Genomic DNA, 21,724 nt, shown 5'->3' on the forward strand with positions numbered 1-21,724 from the left:
ACGGAGTCCGCTCCTACGAAAAGCTTCAGACCGGCGAAGCGAGATGCTCGGCGAAGCACTCGCCCAACCAGTTGGCCGCCGGCCCCAGCGGCTCGTCGCGGCGCCACACCAGCTCCACCACCAGCGGCGGCGGGGTCCAGTCGCTGGCCAGCTCCACCAGCAGCGGCTGGTAAGCCGGGTACTGCGCCACGTGGGTCGGCAGCCAAGCCCAGCCGAGGTCGCGCATCAGCAGTTCGGCCATGGCGTAGAAACTGTCGGCGCGCCAAACCAGCGGGCTGATCTGCTCGCCGCCGGGGTAGTGGCTGTCCTGCGGCGCCATCAGCAACTGACGGTGCCTGGCCAGCTCGCGGCGGTCCGCGTAATCGAGTCTGGCCAACTCGTGGCCGGCGCCGCAAACGGTGACCATCTCGATGGTGCCCAGGCGCTGCCGCTCCAGCGCTGCCGGCATGCCCTCATGGTGGAACAGCAGCCCGAGGTCGGCGCGGCGCTCCAGCAGCTTGCGCGCCACGTCGCCCTGGGCACTGCTGGAAAGCTGCACTTCTACCGTGGGAAACTCCTGCGCCAACGCCTGCAGCCCGGAGAGTACAGGCTGGTAAGGCATCGCCTCGTCCTGCGCCAGTCGCAACAAAGGCTCGGTGCCGCGCACCAGGGACAGCGCGCGGCTTTCCAGGCGCTCGCACTGGCGCAGCACTTCGCGGGCTTCATCCAACAGCGCCCTGCCCTCGCCGGTCAGCACCGGCTGGCGGCCGCTGCTGCGCTCGAACAGGATCACGCCCAGGTCGCTCTCCAGCAGTGCGATGGACGAACTCACCGCAGACTGCACGCGCTTGAGCTGCCGCGCGGCGGCGGAAAAAGACGACTGATCGGCGACGCTGACGAACAGGCGCAACTGGTCCAGGTTCCATTGCATAACCTATCTCCATAGCAGATAGGTAATGACTTTATCCCATCACCACCGGGACTAGAATGGGCGCCAGAATCGAACGTCAGCTGCGTGTCGCTCATACCGAGCGGCGTGTCGTTCCGGGGAGCACCCACCATGCCCGGCTATCTCTACCTCGCCATCGCCATCGTCGCCGAAGTCATCGCCACCGCTTCGCTCAAGTCGGTGAAGGGCCTGTCGACTCCCCTGCCGCTGATGCTGGTGATCGTCGGCTACGCCATTTCCTTCTGGATGCTCACCCTGGTGGTGCGCAGCATTCCCGTGGGCATCGCCTACGCCATCTGGGCCGGCCTGGGCATCGTGCTGGTCAGCATCGCGGCGCTGGTGCTCTACCAACAGAAACTCGACACCGCCGCGCTGCTGGGCATGGGCCTGATCGTCAGCGGGGTCGTGGTGATCCAGTTGTTCTCCGGTAACGCCGGCCACTGACGAGGCAACGGCGCGCGGCCTGCCGCCGCGCGCCAACGGGTTATACTGCGCGCCTTGTTTTCCCCTTCGAGGCGCTTTCATGTCCGAATCCCTGAGCACCGACATCCTCATCGTCGGCGGCGGCATCGCCGGTCTCTGGCTCAATGCCCGCCTGCGGCGCGCCGGCTTTTCCACCGTGCTGGTGGAAAACACCGCGCTGGGCGGCGTACAGAGCATGCGCTCGCAGGGGATCATCCATGGCGGCACCAAGTACGCCCTGCACGGCGCGCTGACCGGCGCCTCCGAAGCCATCGCCGACATGCCCGCGCTATGGCGCGACTGCCTGGCCGGCACCGGCGAAGTGGACCTGCGCGGCGTGCGGGTACTCTCCGACGCCCATTACCTGTGGTCCCCCGGCGGCCTGGCCGGCAACCTCACCAGCTTCTTCGCCAGCAAGGCGGTGCGCAGCCGCGTCGCCCAGGTGAAAGGCAGCGACCTGCCACCGGCCCTGCAGGACAAGGCCTTCAAGGGCAAGGCCTACCGCCTCACCGAACTGGTGCTGGACGTGCCCAGCCTGATCGCCCGCCTGGCCGAGCTGGCCGGTGACAGCCTGCTGGCCGGCGAACGCATCGAAGCGCTGCGCGACGGCGACAAGCTCGCCGGGCTGCGCGTGGATGGCCGCGAGATCCGAGCCCAACGCGTGGTGCTCAGTGCCGGCGCCGGCAACGAGGCGCTGCTGCGCGAGCTGGGCCTGGAGCGCCCGGAGATGCAGCGCCGTCCGCTGCACATGGTGCTGGTCACCGCGCCGACCCTGAAACCGCTGTACGCCCACTGCCTGGGCGGCGGGCCGAAACCCCGCGTCACCGTCACCACCCACCCGCTGAGCAATGGCGACTGGGTCTGGTACCTGGGCGGCGATATCGCCGAAGCCGGCGGCGTGGCGCGCAATGAGGCCGAGCAGATCACCGAGGCGCAACGCGAACTGCACAAGCTGGTGCCCTGGATCGACCTTTCCGCCGCGCGCTGGGCCACTCTGCGCGTGGACCGTGCCGAGCCCTCGCAGAACAACCTGTTGCGTCCGGACAGCGCCTTCCTGGCCGAGGACGGCGCGCTGCTGGTCGGCTGGCCGACCAAGCTGGCCCTGGCGCCAAACTTCGCCGACCGCGTGCTGGAGTCCCTGGAGAAGAGCGGCATCCGTCCGCAGGCGAGCGCTGCCTTGCCCGCCCTGCCGCGCCCGGCCCTGGCCCGCCCGGTGTGGGAGGAACTGCTCGGATGAGGACCCTGCATCACCTGCATCGCCCGCTGGGCAGCACCGGCCTGAACGTCTCGCCGCTGGGCCTGGGCACCGTGAAGCTTGGCCGCGACCAGGGCGTGAAGTACCCCGAGGGCTTCCGCATCCCCGATGACCGCGAGGCCGCCGACCTGATCGCACTGGCCCGCGACCTGGGCATCAACCTGATCGACACCGCGCCGGCCTATGGCCGCAGCGAGGAACGTCTCGGCCCGCTGCTGCGCGGCCAGCGCGATGCGTGGGTGATCGTCAGCAAGACCGGCGAGGAGTTCGTCGGCGGCCAGTCGCAGTTCGATTTCAGCGCCGCCCACACGCGTCGCTCGGTGGAGCGCAGCCTGCAGCGCCTGGAGACCGATTACATCGACCTGGTGCTGGTGCATTCCGATGGCAATGACCTGGACATCCTGCGCGGCACCGAGGTCTACGCGACCCTGGAACAGCTGAAGAAGGAAGGGCTGATCCGTGGCTTCGGCTTCTCCGGCAAGACCGCCGATGGCGGGCTTCTCGCGCTGGAGCGCGGCGATTGCGCCATGGTGACCTACAACCTCAACGAGCAGGCGGAAAAACCGGTGATCGACCATGCCCAGGCCCATGGCCGCGGCATCCTGATCAAGAAGGCCCTGGCCAGCGGCCACGCCACCCTCGCCCCCGGCGTCGACCCGGTGCGCGCCAGCTTCGAGCTGGTGCTTGGCCATCCGGGTGTGGCCAGCGCCATCGTGGGCACCATCAATCCGCTGCACCTGGCCCATAACGTGGCGATCGCGGCGGAGGTCCTCGACCGCTGATCGACGGTCATGTGGATTACGTATTCCTGTGCCATGCTCCAACTCCACCGGCGAAAACCGGTGGCACAGAAACTGTCGCCAGCCGGCGATTCCCACGCAAAAGCCTCGGAATCGCCCAGCCTTTCAGGGAAAAACCCGGAAATCCTTTCGATTTTCGATGACACCAGGAGAGGTGTCAGGCTGTTCAGGTTGTAGCGACCCCGTAATGAATGATCGGCCGGACCGTCTCCATCAGATGGTCAGCGTTCGCGTCGGCGCCGCTTTCTGACCCGGCACGCTCCCGCGCAACCCGGTGCCCAGTACGACCAAGGCCCTGTGACAGAAGGAAGCCCCTATGCCCCGTACGCTCGCCCGCAAGGACCCGACCGCCTTCAAGACCCTGCCGCTGCTGGTGCAAGCCAGCGCGGAAGGTCTCGCCTACCAGACCCTCGGCAAGCCCCTGAACTTCGCCCAGGTCCTGGAAAAGCGCCGCCCTATCGAGATCAACGAAACCGAGCGCTTCGACGCTGAACTGGCCAACCTCGGCGTGTCAGTGCGACTGACCCTGAACTATCAGGGGCGCGATCACTGGATCCTGGTGCGCCAGCGCCGCCTGGACCGTGGCGACACGGTGCTCAAGCTGATTTCCGGCTACGTGCCGGCCCACGAACTGAACCTGCCGCTGCTCACCGCGATCCAGGAAGTGGCCGAGGAATGCCTGGTGGAAACCGCCGACGGCTGGCTCGGCGGGCGCTTCGGTGATACCTGGCTGCCGACGCCCTACGAGGGCATCCTGCGTTACCGCGAGACCAGCCACTTCTCGCTGACGCCGCTGTCCGGCGCCGCGCGTCCGGTTCAGGCGGGCGCGCTGCGTCTGCTGGAGCGTCCGCAGGCCTATGTGCACCTGCCGACGGCCTCGCTGCAGCTGGTCTATGACCTGCGCATGGAGCTGCCCAAGGACGCGCGCGAAGTCAGCCTGTTCCATGTCGACGAGAAACTCGAGAGCGGCCCGCTGGTGGCGCGGCTTGACCGCCGTCGTCCGGACATCTACCTGTTGCCGCTGGAGCATGGGCAGCCGACCGGCCAGCTGTTCACCCTGAGCAAGGGCGAACTGTGCAAGGCCAGCACCCGTGGCCTGTGGCTGTCCGAGAGCTTCGCCGAGCAGGATGGCTGGCTCGTGCGCGAGGAACGTATCCGCTTCCGCGAATGGATGGAGCAGTGGCCGCCCGCCGCCGGCATTGCCGGCAGCGGGCGGCGCACGGCCTGAGGCCGTCATCTGTCCCAGCCGGCCTTGACCTGTAGGAGCGAGCTTGCTCGCGAACCGCCCAACGCCATCGTGCTCGGGGACGTTGTTCGCGAGCAGGCTCGCTCCTACAAGAGCCCCGCACTTACTTCAGCTGACTGGAACTCTTGCCCAGCACCCGCCGCGCCACGATCAGCAGCTGGATCTGCTGGGTGCCTTCGAAGATGTCGAGAATCTTCGAATCCCGCGCCCATTTCTCCAGCAACTCCTCTTCCCCATAGCCCAGCGCGCCGGCCAGCTCGACGCATTTGAGCGTCACCTCGTTGGCCACCCGCCCGGCCTTGGCCTTGGCGATGGAGGCCTCCTTGGAGTTGGGCAGGCGGTTGTCTGCCATCCAGGCGGCTTTCAGGGTCAGCAGGCGCGCGGCCTCCCACTCGGCTTCCAGGCGGTACAGCGTGGCTTGGGCGTGGCTGGCGCTGAGCAGCGGCTGGCGATAATCGAAGCGGCAGCCCGCCTTCTTCAGCAGCTCGCGAGTGCGATCCAACGAGGCCTTGGCCACGCCGATGGCCATGGCCGCCACCAGCGGGCGGGTGTTGTCGAAGGTTTCCATCACCCCGGCAAAGCCCTTCTGCACGTCGATCTCGGCATTGCCCAGCAGATTGCCAGCCGGCACCCGGCAGTCGGTGAAGCTGATGGACGCGGTGTCCGACGCCTTGATGCCGAGCTTCTTTTCCAGGCGGGTGACAGTCATGCCCGGCGTGCCCTTCTCCACCACGAAAGACTTGATCGCCGCGCGGCCCAGGCTCTTGTCCAGGGTCGCCCAGACCACCACCGCGTCGGCGCGGGCACCGGAGGTGACGAAGATCTTCTCGCCGTTGAGCACATAGTGATCGCCATCGCGGGTAGCGGTGGTGCGGATCGCCGCCGAGTCCGAGCCGCAGCCCGGTTCGGTGATGGCCATGGCCGCCCAGGTGCCGGAGAAGCGCTTGAGCTGCTCCTCGTTGGCCACTGCGGCGATGGCCGCATTGCCCAGGCCCTGGCGCGGCATGGCCAGCAGCAGGCCGGTGTCGCCCCAGCACATTTCCATCACACCCAGGCAGGCGGAGAGGTTGCCGCCGTTCTTCACGCCCTCCTCCGCGCCGGCCTTGCGCTTGCTGGCTGAAGTGGCGCCAACGGCGTCCGGCGAGCCGGCGTTCATGCCGTCCAGCAACGCGGCCAGCAGGTCCAGTTCCTTGGGATAGGCGTGCTCGGCCTTGTCGTACTTGCGCGATATCGGTCGCAGGTAGTTCTCCGCCACCTGACGGGCCTGGTTCTGCAAGGTACGGAATTTCTTTGGCGTCTCGAGGTACATGCAAGGCTCCTTACAGGTGCAGTCCGCCAGCCATCAGGCTGACGGCGCGCAGGTCGCGGTACCAGCGCTCGGCCGGGTGTTCCTGGGTGAAACCATGGCCGCCGAGCAGTTGCACCGCGTCGGTGCCGATCTTCATCGCCTTCTCGGCGCAGAGCAGCTTCGCCAGGTAGGCCTCGCGGTGGAACGCCTGCCCGCGTTCGGCCAGCGCGCAGGCGCGCCAGACCATCAGGCGCATGGCGTCCAGCTCGACGGCGATGTCCGCGACCATGAAGGCCACGCCCTGGCGATGGCTGATCGGCTCACCGAAGGCCTCGCGCTCGTTGCAGTAGGTGATCACGTAATCGAGTGCTGCCTGCCCCGTGCCGACGGCCAGCGCACACCAGGCCAGCGCGGTGTGATCGAGGAAGGCCTGGTAGTCGAAGCGCTCCGCCGCCAGCCGCTGCCCGGCCGGAACCTTCACGCCCTTGAAGCGCACCCGTGCGGTGCCGGTGGCCTTGAGGCCCATGGCTGGTTCGGCGCGCACTTCCACGCCCTTGGCGCGGGTATCGACGAGGAACAGCGCCGGGCCGTCGCCGGCATCCGCCGCGACGATCAACTTCTGCGCATCCACGCCGCGCACGACCAGGCACTTCTCGCCGGACAGCGTGTAGCTCGAACCGCGCTTGCGCGCCTTGGTGGACAGCCGCAGCGGATCGGCCAACAGTTGCGGCTCGTTGACCGCAATGGCGATCAACGGCGCGGCCTCTTCAGCGACGAAAGCCGGCAACCAGCGTGCCTGTTGCTCCGGCGAGCCCCAGCGGCGAATGCAATTGGCGGCCGACAGCGGGACCAGCAGCGCGGCGGCCAGGCTCAGGTCGCCACGGGCAAGGGATTCGGCGATCAACGCGTTGGTCACCACGGTGCGCTCACCGGCCATGCCGCCGTGCACTTCGCTGACGCCATAGTGGGTCAGGCCCAGTTCCTGCGCCTGGGCCAGCAGTTCCAGGCTCAGGCCGGCCTTGGCGTCAGCCTCATGGGCAGCCGGGCGCAATACTTCGGCGGCAAAGCCTTCGAGCATCTCCACCAGCATCTGCTGCTCGTCGGACAGGGACAGGTCGAACAACCCGTCCGGGTCAGCCTTGCGCGGGGTCTTGGGTTGCTTGGCGGCGCGCTCGCTGGCCAGCCGGAAGCCGGTGCGGCTGCCGCTGTAGAGCAGGCGCTCGAAGGGCTTGCGCAGCTTGAGTCGATCCGGCCAGTCGGCCTGGGCGACACGATTCAACACGGCCAGGGCACGGCCCTGCACGTCGGTGGTCATGGCATCTCGCTCCGCGGAGGGTGGATGCCGCGATCATGCGCTGCAAAATGCCGCAGGGACCATGACCGCTTTGCCGCTGGTCACTGGCAGAGCGGTCAGTGCATCGCCACAAACAAAAAGGGCGCTACCCGGTAGCGCCCTTTCTGGGGAGGAGAGGATCAGCCCTGGTGGCGGATCTTCTCGACGATGGCCGTGGTGGAGCTGTTTTCCACCAGGCCCAACACGCGGACTTCGCCGCCGTAGGCCCTGACGATGTCGGCGCCGACCACCTGCTCGACGCCGTAGTCGCCGCCCTTCACCAGCACGTCCGGGCGGACTTCGGTGAGCAGGCGCTCGGGGGTGTCCTCGGCGAAGCTGACGACCCAGTCCACCGCACCGAGGCCGGCCAGCACGGCCATGCGGCGGTCGACGCTGTTGATCGGGCGGCCCGGGCCTTTGAGGCGGGTCACCGAGGCGTCGTCGTTGGTGGCGACGATCAGGCGGTCGCCCTGGGCGCGGGCCTGTTCCAGGTAAGTCACGTGGCCGGCGTGGAGGATATCGAAGCAGCCGTTGGTGAAGACGATCTTCTCACCATGGGCGCGCGCGTCCTCGATGGCCAGCAGCAGCTGGTCGAGGCTCAGCACGCCACGCTCGGAGCCCTGTTCGCGCTGCACGGCGCGGCGCAGTTCCGGGGCGCTGATGGCGGCGGTGCCGAGCTTGCCGACGACGATGCCGGCGGCCAGGTTGGCCAGGGCCACGGCCTGCGGCAGCTCTTCACCGGCCGCAATGGCGCCGGCCAGGGTGGAAATCACGGTGTCGCCGGCGCCGGTGACATCGAACACTTCGCGAGCGCGGGCCGGCAGGTGAAGGGCGTTGTGACCGGGACGCAGCAGGGTCATGCCGTGCTCGCCACGGGTGACCAGCAATGCACCGAGTTCCAGCTCGGTCATCAGTTGCTGGCCCTTGGCGACCAGGTCGGATTCGTCGGTGCAGCGGCCGACTATGGCTTCGAATTCGGAGAGGTTCGGGGTGATCAGGCTGGCGCCGCGGTAGATGGCGAAGTCCTTGCCCTTGGGATCGGCCAGCACCGGAATGCCGCGCTGGCGGGCAGCCTGGATCAGTTGCTGGTGGTTTTTCAGCGCGCCCTTGCCGTAGTCGGAGAGCACCAGTACCCGGACGTTATCCAGCAGCGCCTCGACGTCGGCGGACAGCGCCACGGCGTCGGTGCGGAAGGCTTCTTCGAAGTCCACGCGCAGCAGTTGCTGGTGGCGGCTCATGACCCGCAGCTTGACGATGGTCGGCTGGCCGGCGATGCGCTGGAAGCGGGTGGTCACGCCCACCGCACTGAGGCTGTCGGTCAGACTGTCGGCGGCTTCGTCGACACCGGTGACGCCGACCAGGAAGGCGGGCGCGCCGAGGGCGGCGAGGTTGAGCGCGACGTTGGCGGCGCCGCCGGGGCGGTCCTCATGCTGCTCGACCCGCACCACGGGCACCGGCGCCTCGGGCGAGATGCGCGAGGTCGCGCCGTGCCAGTAGCGGTCGAGCATCACGTCGCCTACCACCAGCACGGGGGCCTGATCGAATCGGGGCATGGTCAATTTCATGGGAACTCCGCAGGTCGAAATCGCCGCGGATAATACCATAGCCGCCCAGTGCGACTTGCGCCGGGCACCGGGCGGTCACGGCAATCTCTAAGGGACTTTGCGAACCCAGAACAGCTCGTGGCGGCGCACCGCCTTGCGGAAGAACTCGTCGTCGCCGGTGGGAGGCCAGCGGCGCCCGGCGAGCACGCGCTGGATCAGTCGGCGCAGGCGTTTCTTGCCGGTAAGCGGGGTCTGCAGGTCGTGCTGCAGGGCCAGTGCCTGGGCCTTGTCGACGCGGGTCGCGGCATCCAGCACCGGGCTCCACAGCGGGTCGGCCGGCAACGCCTCGATACAGGGCGGCAGGGCAATGCCACCGTCGGCCGGTCCCATGGGCCAGCGGTCATTGTCGTGCAGGTGATTGGCATAAAGCAGCAGGGTCTGCGGCTTCCAGCTGCTGCGCTCGACGGCTTCCAGCGTCGCCCGGGTGGCATGCACGTGGTCGGCGTGAGGGTCCAGTTCCGGGTGCGCGGTTAGGATCACCTCTGGTCGGATGCGCTCGATCAGCGCCGTGAGGTCGGCCACCAGATTCAGCCAGGTCGGCGCGCCGTCGCTGTCGGCGGGCAAAGCGAACGGATTGAATCCGCGCACACTGCGGACGTCGGCCTCGCCGGATTCCTTCGAGCCGAACGCCTGGCTCGGCTCGGCGGCCATGGCCGGCAGCTGCAGGCAGTAATAGCCCAGCTGCACGCAGCGCTCGGCCGGCACGCCGCCCCAGAGCGGCGCGGCAATGCTGTCCCAGGTGCGCAGGCGGCCCTTCAGCCGGGCGGCGGCGGCCTTGTCCAGCCCGAGCCGCTGGTAGTGCTCGGCCTCGATTTCGCCCTGGGTCAGGGTGGCGATCCAGGCCTCCGGGCAGCGGCTGTACTGGCCAAAGGCGGCCAGCTCGGCATCATCCGCATGGGGCGCAATGATCAGCAGGCGCTGCCGGGCATAGTCGGGATTATGGAAGGCGTGCAGCACGCCTTGATGCGCGAGCCGGCAATGGCGGCTGCGCAAACGCAGGTGCCCGGCGCGCAGGGCTTCGCCCTGGCCGGACAGGTTGATATAGCGCTTGCCGCTGACACCGCGCTCGAAGTCCTGGCGATCATTCTCGACGCCTTCGATCAGCACCTGCGGGTCGAGCCAGCGGCCGAGCAGCGAGGACTTGACCTCGATCTCCAGCACCAGCGTCTCCTCGCTCTCCGACAGCGCGCCGGTGGCGACGTGCAAGCCGTGCGGGCCGAGGGAAACCGGCAGGGCGACGGAGCCCTCGGGGAAGTCGTAGCGGTAGTCGTCGCGCGGGGAGTAGAACAGGTGGTCGGCGAACCAGGCCTCATGGGCGACCCAGCCGAGCAGCACCGCCAGCGGCACGCTCCACCAGGGCGCGAAGATGCCCAGGAGGATCAGCGCCAGCAAGGCGAAGAGCAGAACCGCGCGCTTCTTGCGGCGATGCTGTTTGAGCAGGTGCTGCTTGCGGGCGGTCATGGTTGTGCTCCGTCAGGGACAGTGGCGAACGAAGTCCGCTCCAACGGGGAAGATTGACGTTCGGGGCCTCCCCTCTCCCCCCGCTCTCTCCCTGAAGGGAGAGGGCGCCGTACGTGCCGACTGAAGCCGTAGTGCCATCTTGCGCCGAACAGTACCCTCTCCCTTCAGGAAGAGGGTTAGGGAGAGGGCACTTCAGACCTGAAACACCGGCACGCGATGACACCAGCGGTCCTTGTACTCGCGATCGGCGCGGCCGAAGGAATAGCGCAGGGGCTTGCCCAGCGCTTCGGCTTCGGCCCAGGCCTCCTGCGTATTGACGAAGCTGAGCACGCTGCCGGGGCTGAAGTCGCGATTTTCCGGCGCCACGCCGCCATTGATGTATTCGACGCTGATCCACTTCGGCGCCTCGACCCGGTAGAGAATCTGGATCGCCACCGGCTCGTCGTCCAGGCGCACCAGCGAGCCGCGCATGAATTCGCGCATCAGGCCGAATACTTCGGCCAGCCGCGCCTTGCCCGGCACCTCGAATTCCCAGCGACGCTGGAACAGGTCCGCATAGATGCTCGCCTGCTCCTCCGGGCTCAACTCGCTCATGGGTTGCAGCACGCCGCCCGCCTCTTCCAGCAGGCGCTGTTCGCGGCGCTGGTTGTAGCGGAACTTCTTCGAGAAGTCGGCCGGGGCGCGGTTCATCGCCAGTTGCTCGGGCTGCGCGCGGGCATCGCTGACCTGCTCGCGATTGAGTTCGGAGAGGTAGCGCACCTGATGGCGCAGTTCGATGCGCGTGCCTTCGGCAATCGGCAGGATGATCTCCGCGTTGCCCAGGTCGAACAGGGCCTTCTTGCCCTCGCGCTTGAGCACGTCCTTGGACAATGCCAGGTTGCGTCCCCAGGTCGGCACGGCGGCGCGCAGTTCATCGCCCTCGAACCAACCCAGGTAGCGCACCGGAATGCCGGCCAGATGGGCGAGGCGTTCGACCACCTCCGGGTGGGTGGCGACGCTGCCGCCGAAGCGCTGCCAGGCGGCCGCATAGTCAGCTGCCGCGATGGGCGTCCAGCCGCGTTCGCGGAAGACTCGCAGACGGTTCAGCATGTCGGGTGCCGCGTCATACCGGCTGCTCGGCGGTCAGCTCGTTGCCATCGGCCGGATCATCGGCGAACTGGCGGGCGTGCAGGCGTGCGTAGTAGCCATTCTGGGCAATCAGCTGGTCATGGGTGCCACGCTCGACGATGTGGCCCTGGTCCATCACCAGGATCAGGTCCGCCGCCTCGATGGTGCTCAGGCGGTGGGCGATGACCAGGGTGGTGCGACCTTGCATGACCTTCTCCAGCGCGGCCTGGATGTGCCGCTCGGACTCGGTGTCCAGTGCCGAGGTGGCCTCGTCGAGGATCAGCACAGGAGCGTCCTTGAGCAGCGCGCGGGCGATCGCCAGGCGCTGGCGCTGGCCGCCGGAAAGCATCACGCCGTTCTCGCCGACTTCGGTGTCGAACCCTTCGGGCAGGCGGTCGATGAACTCGCGGGCGAACGCGTCCTCGGCGGCCTTCTCCACCGCTTCGCGCGGTTTGCTGGCGAGGTCACCATAGGCGATGTTGTTGAGCACGCTGTCGTTGAACAGATTGACCTGTTGGGTCACCAGCGCGATATGCCGGCGCAGGTTGCTCAGCTTGTAGTCTTCGACGTCCGTACCGTCGAGCAGGATCTGCCCGTCGCTGTGGTCGTAGAAGCGTGGAATCAGGTTGGCCAGGGTCGACTTGCCGCTGCCGGAGCGGCCGACCAGCGCCACCATCTGGCCCGGTTCGACGCTGAAGTTCAGGTCGTTCAGGACCTTCTTCTCGGTGCCCGGGTAGGTGAAGCTGAGGTTCTTCACTTCCAGGCGACCCTGTACGCGGTCACGCTCGACGGTGCCGTTGTCCACCTCGGGCTGCTCGTCGAGCTGCTCGAAGATGCTCTCCGCACCGGCCACGCCCTTCTGGATGGTCGAGCTGACTTCGGACAGCTGGCGGATCGGCTTGGGCAGCAGGCCGGCCATGGAGATATAGGCCACCAGGTCACCGACGGTGGCATCGCCGCGCAGCAGCAGCACGAGGTACAGCAGCACGGCCATGGCGCTGTAGATCACCAGCTGCAGCATCGGCGTGTAGATCGCCGAGGTCTTGTTCATGCGCAGGTTCTTGCTGGTGTTCTCATCGGTCACGTTCTGGAAGCGTTGGCGCTCATAAGGCTCGCCGCCAAAGCTGCGGACTACCCGGTAGCCCTGGATGGTCTCGGAGGACACGTGAGTCACGTCGCCCATGGCCACCTGGATCTTCTTGCTCTGCTTGCGGAACTTGCGGCTGGCGCTGGTCACCATCAGGGCGATGACCGGCAGGATCGCCAGCATCACCAGGGTCAGCTTCCAGTTCATGTAGAGCAGCGAGAGAAACAGGAAGACCACGGTCATGCCTTCGCGGATCACCACCTTGATGGCATCGGTAGCCGCGCCGGTGACCATGGTCACGTTGAAGGTGATGCGCGAGATCAGGTGCCCGGAGTTGTTGCTGTCGAAGTAGCGATTGGGCAGGGTCAGCAGATTGTTGAACAGCGCGATGCGCAGGTCCTGCACCAGCCCCAGGGAAACCTTGGCGATGTAATAGTTGCCGAGGAAGGAACCGACGCCCTGCCAGACAGCGATCAGTACCACCAGCAGCGGTACCGCATAGAGCAACGAGAGGTCGCGCAACCAGGCCCAGGGCGCGTTGGGGAACAGCTTGGCATCCGGATGGGCCAGGCCGTCGACGAAATACTTGAGGATGCCCGCCAGCATCGGCTGGGTCGCGGCGAAGATCAAAAAGCCGATGATGCTGAGCAGGAACATCCCGATATACGGGCGCACATAGGTCAGCAGTCGGAAGTAGATCTTCAGGCTCGAAGGTGCCTGGGGTTCTTTACCGGACATGTAGGAATCGCACGCTTAAAAGGTCGGCGATTATAACACAGCGCTCTCGTTTGCCCGGCGGCTGGGCTACTATAGCCGGCTATCGATTCAGGGACCCGCCATGCAAGACCTTGCTCTCTCCGCCTACGAAGCGCTACGCGCCGGCGCCCAGGTGCTGGAAGCCGACAAGCATGGCGACAAGGTTCTGCGCCTGGCCGATGGCAACTTCCTGAAACTGTTCCGGCGCAAGCGGCTGATCTCCTCGGCGGCGCTGTATCCCTACGCGCAGCGCTTCGCCGACAACACCCAGACGCTACAGCGTCTGAAAGTGCCGTGCCCGCAGATCATCGCGGTCTACCGTATCCCGGAACTCGCCCGCGATGCTGTGCACTACCAGCCATTGCCCGGCGACACGCTGCGCCAGGTAATCGCCGCCGGCGAGGCGGACGCGAAGCTGGCAGCCCAGTTGGGCACACTGATCGCCGAATTGCATGATCAGGGCGTGTACTTCCGCTCGCTGCACCTGGGCAATGTGGTGAGGACGCCGGAAGGGTCCCTGGGCCTGATCGACCTCGCGGACATGAAGAAGCAGCGGCGCGCGCTTTCCCGCCAGCAGCGCAAGCGCAACTTCGCACACATGCTGCGCTATACCGGTGATCGTCAGTGGCTGCTGGCCGGTAACACCGACAGCCTGTCGCAGGCTTACCTGGCGCGCAGCCAGGTTCGCTGGCCGCTACCGGACCTCAAGCAGTTTCTCCGTTCGGCGTCCTGACTGCCGGCCGCACCGGCGGCCAGCGCTCAAGGGTCAGCCCGAGCAGGATCACCACCCACGGCATCAGCCACATGGCGCGCGTTCGCTCCCAGAGGCTGAACACGTCGAACTGCATGGCAACGCTAGAGAACACCCACAGCAGCATCACCGACAGGCCCAGCGCCCGGGAGCGGCTGCGCCAGGCGTTGTAGCCGATCGCCCCCCATAGCGCCAGGAACGCCAGCAGAGCCGGCACACCGTACTGGATCGCAGTATGTACGGGGAAATTGTGCGCCCCGTTCTGGTACACGGAGCTCCCGCTGGTCACCGAATAATCGGACCCCAGCCCAACCCCGAACCAGAAATGCTGCTGGATCTGCGGCCAGGCATTGCGCAGCAACTCGAAGCGCTCGGCATCTCCGCGCTCCATCAGACCCGGCTCGACGATAACCAGTGCCGCCCCGCCCACCAACAGGAGCAAAGGTAGCAGCTTGGCTATCCGCCCTGGCACCAGGCTCAAGCTGAAGATGGCCGTGACCATCAGCGCCAGCAATGCCCCGCGACTTCCGCAGAGCACCACGTAGACAAGCGATGCGGCCAGCAGCAGCACCCAGGGCAACTGCGACCAGCCGCGTCGCGGCAGCAACGGCACGCATAACACCGTGACGAAGGCGATCGAGTAGGCCGCTGCATTGGGGTTGTCGAGGAAGCCGCCAAACCCGTTCAGGCGCCCCATTCCGAAAGCTGGGGCAAACAGCAGTGCCGCCACGCTGTAGAAACCGACCACGAGCGCCAGCGATAGCATCGTCAGGTGCAGCCGGCGCTCGTCCGCGCGGGCCCAGAGCACCCAACCGAAGATGAACAGCATGAACAGCGAAACACTCTTGAGTTGCCCCAGCGGCTTCCCCGATGTCGACCAGAGCAGCGAGAGGACCGCCCAACCAAACAGCGCCAGGAGCACCCACATCTCCCGGTGAGCCCGCAGCAAGTGGCCAAGCTCTTCGCGGCGAGCGATGCACAACCACAGCGATGGCACGTAGACGAACAGCGCAACCATCTGGAAGTAGAATTTCATGCTGGGCGTCAGCATCACGCCCGCGATGGTCCACAGCACGCCGATACCCAGCATTGCCTCGGCTATCCGGCTTCCCCGGCGCTGTGTCACGCCAGTGGGGGTTACAGCGGGGCACCAGGCCCTCCAGGCCGGAGCAATCACATCTTTCATCAGCAAACGTCTTATTCCCGCCCGAACTTGAACAGCAAATGGCGAACCCGCCGCAGGGTAATACGATTCCAGCGCCACGGCGGAAGCTGCAGCAACAGCGACCAGGCGTAGCCCTTGTCATTGACCACGGACTGCTTGAGCGCCTTGTTGAGAATACAGGTCATACCAGAGCCGTACGCCGGGTGATCACGGTAAGGAGCGACCGCCATCCGATCATAATGCAGCTGGTTCTTGTAGGCCGTACGCGACAGGTTGCCCTCGTGGCGGCGGTAGCCGCTGACGACCTCCGGCAGGACTTCGACCCCGTAGCCCAGATGAGCGATTTTCAGGGTCATCTGGAAGTCCTGGATGCGAATCTGCGGGTCGTAGCGCCCTGCCCGCTCCATGGCCTCGCGCCGGTACATGGCTACCGTCGCGCCGATGGCGATGGCCTCGCCCAGCAGCTCATCGAAGCTGTAGCGGCGAACAGCGCTGCCGGGGCCGCCCTTGAGGTGCTTGCCATTGGCATCGATATAGACGGCGCGTCCGCCGAGGCAACCGACCTGCGGATGCTCGCGCAGGTATCTGGCCTGCAGGCTCAGGCGCCCCGGCAGCATGATGTCGTCGGAGTCTGGCGTGGCTACCAACTCGCCCCGTGCATGGCTCAGGGCAGCATTGAGCGCGGCGCTGACGCCCTGGTTGGCCTGGCGGTAGAACTGGAATCCATGCTGTTGCTGCAGCGCCTGGATCTTCTCGGCACTGCGGTCCTGGGAGCCGTCATCCACCACGATCAGTTCGAAGTTCGGATAGTCCTGCCCTAGGATGCTCAGCAGCGCCTCTTCGATATAGCGTTCGCGGTTGTAGCAAGGCACCAGCACAGAAATCAGCGGGTAATCCACAGGCACCTCGGTGTCCGGCGAAGAAGTGGGCACAGGTCAGATCCCCAACGCCAGACGGCAACGTTCGAGCATTCCGGGCTGCGGTCGTTCGCGCAGCGGCTCGGCCATCGCCTGGACGATCCGTGCGCCGATCTGGCTGAAGCCGAAACCTTCAACCGCCAGCGCTCGTCCAGCCTCGGCGATACGGGCGGCGTGCTGCGGGTCGCTCCGCAGCAATTGCAGCTTGCTGCGCAGCTGGGCGACATCGCGGTACAGCACCACGTTGTGCATGTCCTGCAAGCCAAGTGCGCGGTTCTCCGCCTCCCCCTGGTCATAAGCCAGCAGCACGCAGCCGCAGGCCATGGCCTCGAAATTCTTGATCATGTATTCGCCCATGCCGACATCCGCGCTGACGAAGAAGCGGATGCGGTTGAGCGTGTTCAGGTAGTCCTCGCCTGAGTTGGTCTTGGTGACCAGCAGGTTTTCCACCTTGCCCAGCTCGTCCAGCAGCGCCTTGCGGCCGCTGTAGGCAACGCTGCCGGTGCTGCCGACGAATGCCAGCTCGATATCGCGCTCCCGCCCCAGATCGTGGAGCAGGTCCTGGTCGTAGCCCTTGGGCACGAAGACCGCATCGAAGCCTTCCTGGCGCAGCCGCTCGCTGACCATGAAACCCGAGCTGATCACCCTGGCCCAGGGCAGGCGACGATAGTGCGCACTGAACTTCCCGGTGTACTTGCAGGGGATGTAGTTCTGGTAGGCATCGTGCTCGAGGATGACCAGATTGGGCACGCTGCGAATGAAGGCCGCCTGGCGCATTTCCTTCTTGAAGCGCAGGAAGAACAGGATGCGGTCGTACTTCGACACATCCACCTGTTCACGGAAATAGCGGCGCAGGTTGGCCTGCTCGTCACTGCTCAGCCAGCGCAGGTCGCACTCGCAATGTTCGGCGATGCCGTCATACAGGCGGTCGAGGATGGCGCGTTGCTCTTTCTGGACCAGGAACAGAACTTTCAAGACTCACCTTTGCATCCCAGAGTGCGGGCAATCGATTAGCGTACATCTCAAGCCGGATTCGGCTATCGCCCAGCGTCCCATGCGCACCGCCCTGCTGCACCCGTGAAACAGGCCGCCAACCGGGACAATGCGCCGCGAAGATTAGGGGACGCGGAACAACCCGGTCAAGGCGACGGCCGTCTCAGGAAGAGGCATGGAGCAGGTGATTCTGCCGCACGTTGTAGAAAGTGCAGCCCGCAGGGATGTCCTTGTTGACAAACGACATGGCCCCAATGGTGACACCGCTGCCAATTTCGAGTTCATCGGCAATGATGCAGCTGTGCGCCCCCAGGCTCACGTCATCCCCGATCACCAGCGAATAATGCGGCCGCCCCAGGGTCTTGATGCCCACCGTGGAGTTCTGCCGAATGAAGAAATTCCTGCCGATCTGCGCATATCCGGTGATGACGACCCCCGGAAGATGCGCAATCCTAAAACCAGGGCCGATCCGCGCAGCAATGCTGATGTCCACCGCATAGCGCCGGTTCAGCTTGCGCTGCATGCGCAGCGCATAACGACGCCGCATCCCGCCCTTGGCATAGAGGAACTGGGCCAGGCGGTACTGCAACAGATAGCGCAGCACGTTGTGCTTGTAGGCCCGCTTCAGGATGTTGCTGAACAAGCCAATACGGCTGCCCGGTTTCTTCTTGTTGGAGACCTCGCACCTCCAGCACTCGATCAGTAGCTGCAGATCCATCACGACCTCACCCGAAGTTGCCTGCCATCCTGGCTTGCCATTTCCCCCTCCAGAAGCGCGTCCAACGCCACCAGATCGACCTTGGGCAGCACGCTCGCCGGCAGACGGCTGTTCTGCGCCAGGTTGTAGACCTTCAACGAATAACGCGGCGCGACCTTTTCGGCGACGATGCGGAAGCTGGGCAGGATGTAATCGTCGAAATCCTCGTCGAGGCTGCTCGGCAACGCCGCCGCACCGGTTTCGTAGAAGCGCCCGATACTCTTGTTCAGGTCCATGCCGATGATGAATATCTGGCTGAACCCTAGATGGCAAGCCAGCTGCGTCGCCGCGTAGGGAATGGTGCGGGCACCGAAATAGCCCTTGCTCATGTCACGGCTGAAGCCGATGCGATTGGTTTTCCGGCGCAACAGGGAGAACCCGCAGATCAGGTCGGGATCGTTGCGTACCGACCAGGCATAGGAGCGATCCGAACGCTCCGCCAGCCCATGCATGCGATTGACGCGCTCGAGCAGCATGACGCTGTCGCGCTGCGCCAGCAGAGCCGGGTCCTGTTCATGGAGCGCCTGGAAGCAATTCAGGCTCATCGCCAGATGAGTCGCCTGGCGCGCGCCCAGCGCGGCAAGTTCCGGGCGCTGACGGACGAAACCGGGATCGTCGCAGATGTAGAAGAACGGTCTGACACCCTGCTCGACGCAGCGCACGATCGATCCGTTCATCGCGATAACGGGCCAATCCGCATAGCGGAACAATGGAAAATCACTGGCGGAAGGCCCGGACGCCAGGAGAAACACACTCCCCTGGAAGCATCCGCGACAGGCCCCGAACTCCTCGATGGAAATCCGTACCTTCTCGTCGCTCAGCCAGCGCCGACCGCTCTCCAGCTTCAGTTCCAACATAGGCAAGTCGCAGGTTCGTCAATGAAAACCGGCCAGGACGCATTGCTGCCCTGGCCGCAAGAAAATCCAGGCGAGGGGTCGCTAGGACACCCCGGCGATGATCGCCTTCACCAGCGGCAGGCTCCAGAATTCCTGACGCACGGCGGCATCCGAGAAGCGCGTCTGCAACCTTTGCTGCATTTGCTGCGCACAGGCTTCACGTTGACCACGATCAAGCGCGGCCATGTGGCCCAGGCCTTCAGCCAGCGACTTGTCGTCGTGCAGCGGGAACAGGATACCGATACCCTCGACGACCTCGCCGGCGCCACCGCCGGCCGTGGAGATCAGCGGCACGCCGGCAACCATTGCCTCCAGCAGGACCATGCCGAACGGCTCGTGATCGGAGGTCAGGGCAAACACGTCGAATGCCTTGAAGTAGCGCTTGGCCTCGGGTACCTGACCGAGGAACAGCACGCGGTCGGCGATGCCGAGCTCGCGCGCCAGGTCCTTGAGATCCTCTTCCAGGCGGCCCTTGCCGAGAATCACCAGCACGCTGTTGTGCGGCAGGCGCGGCAGGGCGCGGGCGAAGCCGCGCAGCAGGGTGGCCTGGTCCTTGTCCGGATGCAGGCGGCCGACGTTGCCGACCACCCAGGCGTTGTCCGCCAGGCCCAGGTGCTGGCGAGCCGGATAGCGCTCGACCTGCTGGCCCTCGAGGGCGTCGAGGTCGACGCGGTTGTACAGCGTCTCGATGCGCTCCCGGGGCCAGGCCGGCAGGCAGGCGCGGATTTCGTCGCGGACGGCATTGGAGACACCCAGCAGGCTCAGCCGTTTGGCAAAGAAGCGCGCGAACAGCTTGCGTCCCAGGCGCTGGAAATCACCGAAACCATGATGCACCCCGATAATCGGCAGCCGGGTTCCGAGCATGGCGATCCAGGTCGGCTTGAAGCGGTGCGCGATGCAGAAGCGGAAATCGCGGGAACGGGCGATTTCGCGGATGTCGCGGATCGCCTTGAGTTTCAGCCCACGGATGTCCCGCGAGCTGTAGTCGAGGAAAAGCACTTCGTCGCTGGCGCAACCGGCAACCACCTCCGGATCGGGCGCACCGGTGAGAAACACCGTGGTGACCCGATAACCGGTACCGGCGAACAGGCTGGCGTACTGACGGGCACAGTCGAGGAACGGCCCGTCATAGCCATGGCAGAACTGCAGGACGCGCGGTTCAGCCGAGCGAGTCATAGGCCTTCGCGCCGTCCTTGACCACCAGGATGTCCTGCATGATCAGGTATTGCAGGTCCGAGCCGTAGAACATGTTCAGGGCGTCGGTCGGCGAGCAGACCATCGGCTCGCCGCGGCGGTTCAGCGAGGTATTGAGCGCCACGCCGTTGCCGGTGAGCTTCTCCAGCTCCTTCATCATGTCGTAGTAGCGCGGGTTGAACTCGCGCTTGAGCACCTGGGCGCGGGAGGTGCCGTCCTCGTGGACGACTTCCGGCACGCGGGTCTTCCACTCTTCGTTGACTTCGAAGGTGAAGGTCATGAAGGGCGCCGGGTGGTCGATCTTGAACATCTGCGGGCCGACGGTGTCGAGCATCGACGGGCAGAAGGGCCTCCAGCGCTCACGGAACTTGATCTGCGCGTTGATGCGGTCGGCGACACCGGCGATGCTCGGGCAGCCGATGATCGAGCGACCACCCAGGGCGCGCGGGCCGAACTCCAGGCGCCCCTGGAACCAGGCCACCGGGTTGCCGTCGACCAGCACCTTGGCGATGTGTTCGGGCACGTTGTCGATCTTGCGCCACTGCGGCTTGGCCTCGTGGCGGGCGCAGGCGGCGATGACGTCTTCGTTGCTGTATTCCGGGCCGAGGTAGACGTGCTCCATCTTCTCGACCGGCACGCCGCGCTCCCACGACACATAGGCCGCCGCGCCAACCGCGGTGCCGGCGTCGCTGGCCGCGGGCTGCACGTACAGCTCCTTGACCTCGGGACGGGCGATGATCTTCTGGTTGAGCTTGACGTTCAGCGCGCAGCCGCCGGCGAAGGCGATCTTGCCGGTCTCGCGGATGATGTCGCCCAGGTAGTAATCCATCATCTCCAGCGCCAGCTTCTCGAACAGCGCCTGGATGCTGGCGGCGTAGTGGATGTACGGATCGTCGGCGATGTCGCCTTCACGCTTCGGACCGAGCCACTCGATCAGCTTGGGCGAGAAGTAGTAGCCCTTGCCCTTTTCCTTGTAGCGACGGAAGCCGATGACGTTGGCGTAGTCGGTGTTGATGATCAGCTCGCCGTTCTCGAACTTGGCCAGGCGGGAGAAATCGTACTTGCTGGCGTCGCCATAGGGCGCCATGCCCATGACCTTGAACTCGCCGTCGAGCATGTCGAAGCCGAGGTACTCGGTCAGCGCGCCGTACAGGCCGCCCAGGGAGTCCGGATCGTAGAACTCCTTGATCTTGTGGATCTTGCCGTTCTCGCCGTAGCCGAAGAAGGTGGTGGCGTACTCGCCCTTGCCGTCGATCCCGAGGATCGCGGTCTTCTCCTTGAAGCCCGAACAGTGGTAGGCACTGGAGGCGTGGGCCAGGTGATGCTCGACCGGCTGTATCCTGGTCTTCTTCAGGTCGAAGCCCAGCTGCTGCAGGCACCACTGGATGCGCTTGTAGTAGCGGTGGTAGCGGCGGTTGCCGAGCAGGATGGCGTCCAGCGCGCGGTCCGGCGCGTAGGCGTAGCGCTTGGCGTAGTGCCAGCGGGCCTTGTCGAAGATGCTGATGGGGGCGAAGGGAATGGCCACCACGTCAACGTCCGACGGCTTGATCCCGGCCTGCTCCAGGCAGAACTTGGCCGACTCGTAGGGCATGCGGTTCTTCGCGTGCTTGTCGCGGACGAAGCGCTCTTCTTCGACGGCCGCGACCAGTTTGCCGTCGATGTACAGGGCGGCGGAAGGGTCATGGCTTACGGCGCCGGACAGGCCGAGGATGGTCAATGCCACA

19 protein-coding genes are annotated in these 21,724 nt (G+C 65.7%); 5 read left to right on the plus strand and 14 right to left on the minus strand.

What is annotated here, in order from left to right:
• Positions 1-25: 25 nt before the first annotated feature.
• Positions 26-910 (minus strand): LysR family transcriptional regulator, encoded by an 885-nt coding sequence (locus MJ122_RS19755; protein ID WP_239745778.1) that lies wholly within the window; start codon positions 908-910, stop codon positions 26-28.
• A 129-nt stretch (positions 911-1,039) separates the two neighbouring features.
• Here MJ122_RS19755 and MJ122_RS19760 point away from each other — a divergent pair, with 129 nt between their 5' ends.
• The 4 genes from MJ122_RS19760 (at position 1,040) to MJ122_RS19775 (ending at position 4,673) form a co-directional block, all read left to right on the plus strand.
• Entirely contained in the window at positions 1,040-1,372 is a 333-nt protein-coding gene (locus MJ122_RS19760) for a multidrug efflux SMR transporter (protein ID WP_088416146.1), read from the plus strand.
• 79 nt (positions 1,373-1,451) lie between these two features.
• Positions 1,452-2,627, plus strand: coding sequence for an FAD-dependent oxidoreductase (locus MJ122_RS19765; protein WP_239745779.1), 1,176 nt, complete (start codon positions 1,452-1,454; stop codon positions 2,625-2,627).
• Positions 2,624-3,427 carry an aldo/keto reductase gene (locus MJ122_RS19770; protein ID WP_239745780.1) on the plus strand — a complete coding sequence of 268 codons (804 nt, stop codon included), beginning with the start codon at positions 2,624-2,626 and terminating at the stop codon, positions 3,425-3,427. Before MJ122_RS19765 ends, MJ122_RS19770 begins: the two co-directional genes overlap by 4 nt.
• 334 nt (positions 3,428-3,761) lie before the next feature.
• Positions 3,762-4,673 carry a metal ABC transporter ATPase gene (locus MJ122_RS19775; protein WP_239745781.1) on the plus strand — a complete coding sequence of 304 codons (912 nt, stop codon included), beginning with the start codon at positions 3,762-3,764 and terminating at the stop codon, positions 4,671-4,673.
• Between the two features lie 121 nt (positions 4,674-4,794).
• On the opposite strand, the gene MJ122_RS19780 is transcribed toward MJ122_RS19775, so the two are convergent.
• From MJ122_RS19780 to msbA, 6 genes are all read right to left on the minus strand, one after another.
• Positions 4,795-6,000, minus strand: a complete 1,206-nt coding sequence (locus MJ122_RS19780) for an acyl-CoA dehydrogenase family protein (RefSeq protein WP_239745782.1) — start codon at positions 5,998-6,000, stop codon at positions 4,795-4,797.
• Positions 6,001-6,010: 10 nt separating this feature from the next.
• A complete protein-coding gene (locus MJ122_RS19785; RefSeq protein WP_239745783.1) occupies positions 6,011-7,294 on the minus strand; it encodes an acyl-CoA dehydrogenase family protein in 1,284 nt (427 codons plus the stop codon).
• Between the two features lie 158 nt (positions 7,295-7,452).
• Complete coding sequence (gene hldE, locus MJ122_RS19790; RefSeq protein ID WP_239745784.1) at positions 7,453-8,877, minus strand: bifunctional D-glycero-beta-D-manno-heptose-7-phosphate kinase/D-glycero-beta-D-manno-heptose 1-phosphate adenylyltransferase HldE; 1,425 nt, start codon at positions 8,875-8,877, stop codon at positions 7,453-7,455.
• A gap of 87 nt (positions 8,878-8,964) precedes the next feature.
• Positions 8,965-10,377, minus strand: a complete 1,413-nt coding sequence (locus tag MJ122_RS19795) for a PIG-L family deacetylase (RefSeq protein ID WP_239745785.1) — start codon at positions 10,375-10,377, stop codon at positions 8,965-8,967.
• Between the two features lie 192 nt (positions 10,378-10,569).
• Positions 10,570-11,466, minus strand: coding sequence for a GNAT family N-acetyltransferase (locus tag MJ122_RS19800; protein WP_088416138.1), 897 nt, complete (start codon positions 11,464-11,466; stop codon positions 10,570-10,572).
• A gap of 13 nt (positions 11,467-11,479) precedes the next feature.
• Entirely contained in the window at positions 11,480-13,309 is a 1,830-nt protein-coding gene (msbA, locus tag MJ122_RS19805; RefSeq protein WP_088416137.1) for a lipid A export permease/ATP-binding protein MsbA, read from the minus strand.
• Between the two features lie 100 nt (positions 13,310-13,409).
• Here msbA and MJ122_RS19810 point away from each other — a divergent pair, with 100 nt between their 5' ends.
• Positions 13,410-14,060: a lipopolysaccharide kinase InaA family protein gene (locus tag MJ122_RS19810; RefSeq protein WP_239745786.1), complete on the plus strand. Its 651-nt coding sequence runs from the start codon at positions 13,410-13,412 to the stop codon at positions 14,058-14,060.
• On the opposite strand, the gene MJ122_RS19815 is transcribed toward MJ122_RS19810, so the two are convergent.
• From MJ122_RS19815 to MJ122_RS19845, 7 genes are all read right to left on the minus strand, one after another.
• Positions 14,032-15,168 carry an O-antigen ligase family protein gene (locus tag MJ122_RS19815; RefSeq protein ID WP_239745787.1) on the minus strand — a complete coding sequence of 379 codons (1,137 nt, stop codon included), beginning with the start codon at positions 15,166-15,168 and terminating at the stop codon, positions 14,032-14,034. The two genes, MJ122_RS19810 and MJ122_RS19815, sit on opposite strands and share 29 nt — an antisense overlap.
• 107 nt (positions 15,169-15,275) lie before the next feature.
• Positions 15,276-16,175: a glycosyltransferase gene (locus MJ122_RS19820; RefSeq protein ID WP_239745788.1), complete on the minus strand. Its 900-nt coding sequence runs from the start codon at positions 16,173-16,175 to the stop codon at positions 15,276-15,278.
• Positions 16,176-16,178: 3 nt separating this feature from the next.
• Complete coding sequence (locus MJ122_RS19825; RefSeq protein WP_239745789.1) at positions 16,179-17,135, minus strand: glycosyltransferase; 957 nt, start codon at positions 17,133-17,135, stop codon at positions 16,179-16,181.
• 181 nt (positions 17,136-17,316) lie between these two features.
• Positions 17,317-17,871: a serine acetyltransferase gene (locus MJ122_RS19830; protein ID WP_088416132.1), complete on the minus strand. Its 555-nt coding sequence runs from the start codon at positions 17,869-17,871 to the stop codon at positions 17,317-17,319.
• Positions 17,871-18,767, minus strand: coding sequence for a lipopolysaccharide core biosynthesis protein (locus tag MJ122_RS19835; RefSeq protein WP_239745790.1), 897 nt, complete (start codon positions 18,765-18,767; stop codon positions 17,871-17,873). Before MJ122_RS19835 ends, MJ122_RS19830 begins: the two co-directional genes overlap by 1 nt.
• Before the next feature lie 81 nt (positions 18,768-18,848).
• Positions 18,849-19,982: a glycosyltransferase gene (locus MJ122_RS19840; protein ID WP_239745791.1), complete on the minus strand. Its 1,134-nt coding sequence runs from the start codon at positions 19,980-19,982 to the stop codon at positions 18,849-18,851.
• Complete coding sequence (locus MJ122_RS19845; protein ID WP_088416129.1) at positions 19,966-21,723, minus strand: carbamoyltransferase; 1,758 nt, start codon at positions 21,721-21,723, stop codon at positions 19,966-19,968. Before MJ122_RS19845 ends, MJ122_RS19840 begins: the two co-directional genes overlap by 17 nt.
• Between the last annotated feature and the right edge of the window lies 1 nt (position 21,724).

The organism is Pseudomonas sp. DP-17, assembly GCF_022380625.1.
GTDB lineage: Bacteria > Pseudomonadota > Gammaproteobacteria > Pseudomonadales > Pseudomonadaceae > Pseudomonas > Pseudomonas nitroreducens_A.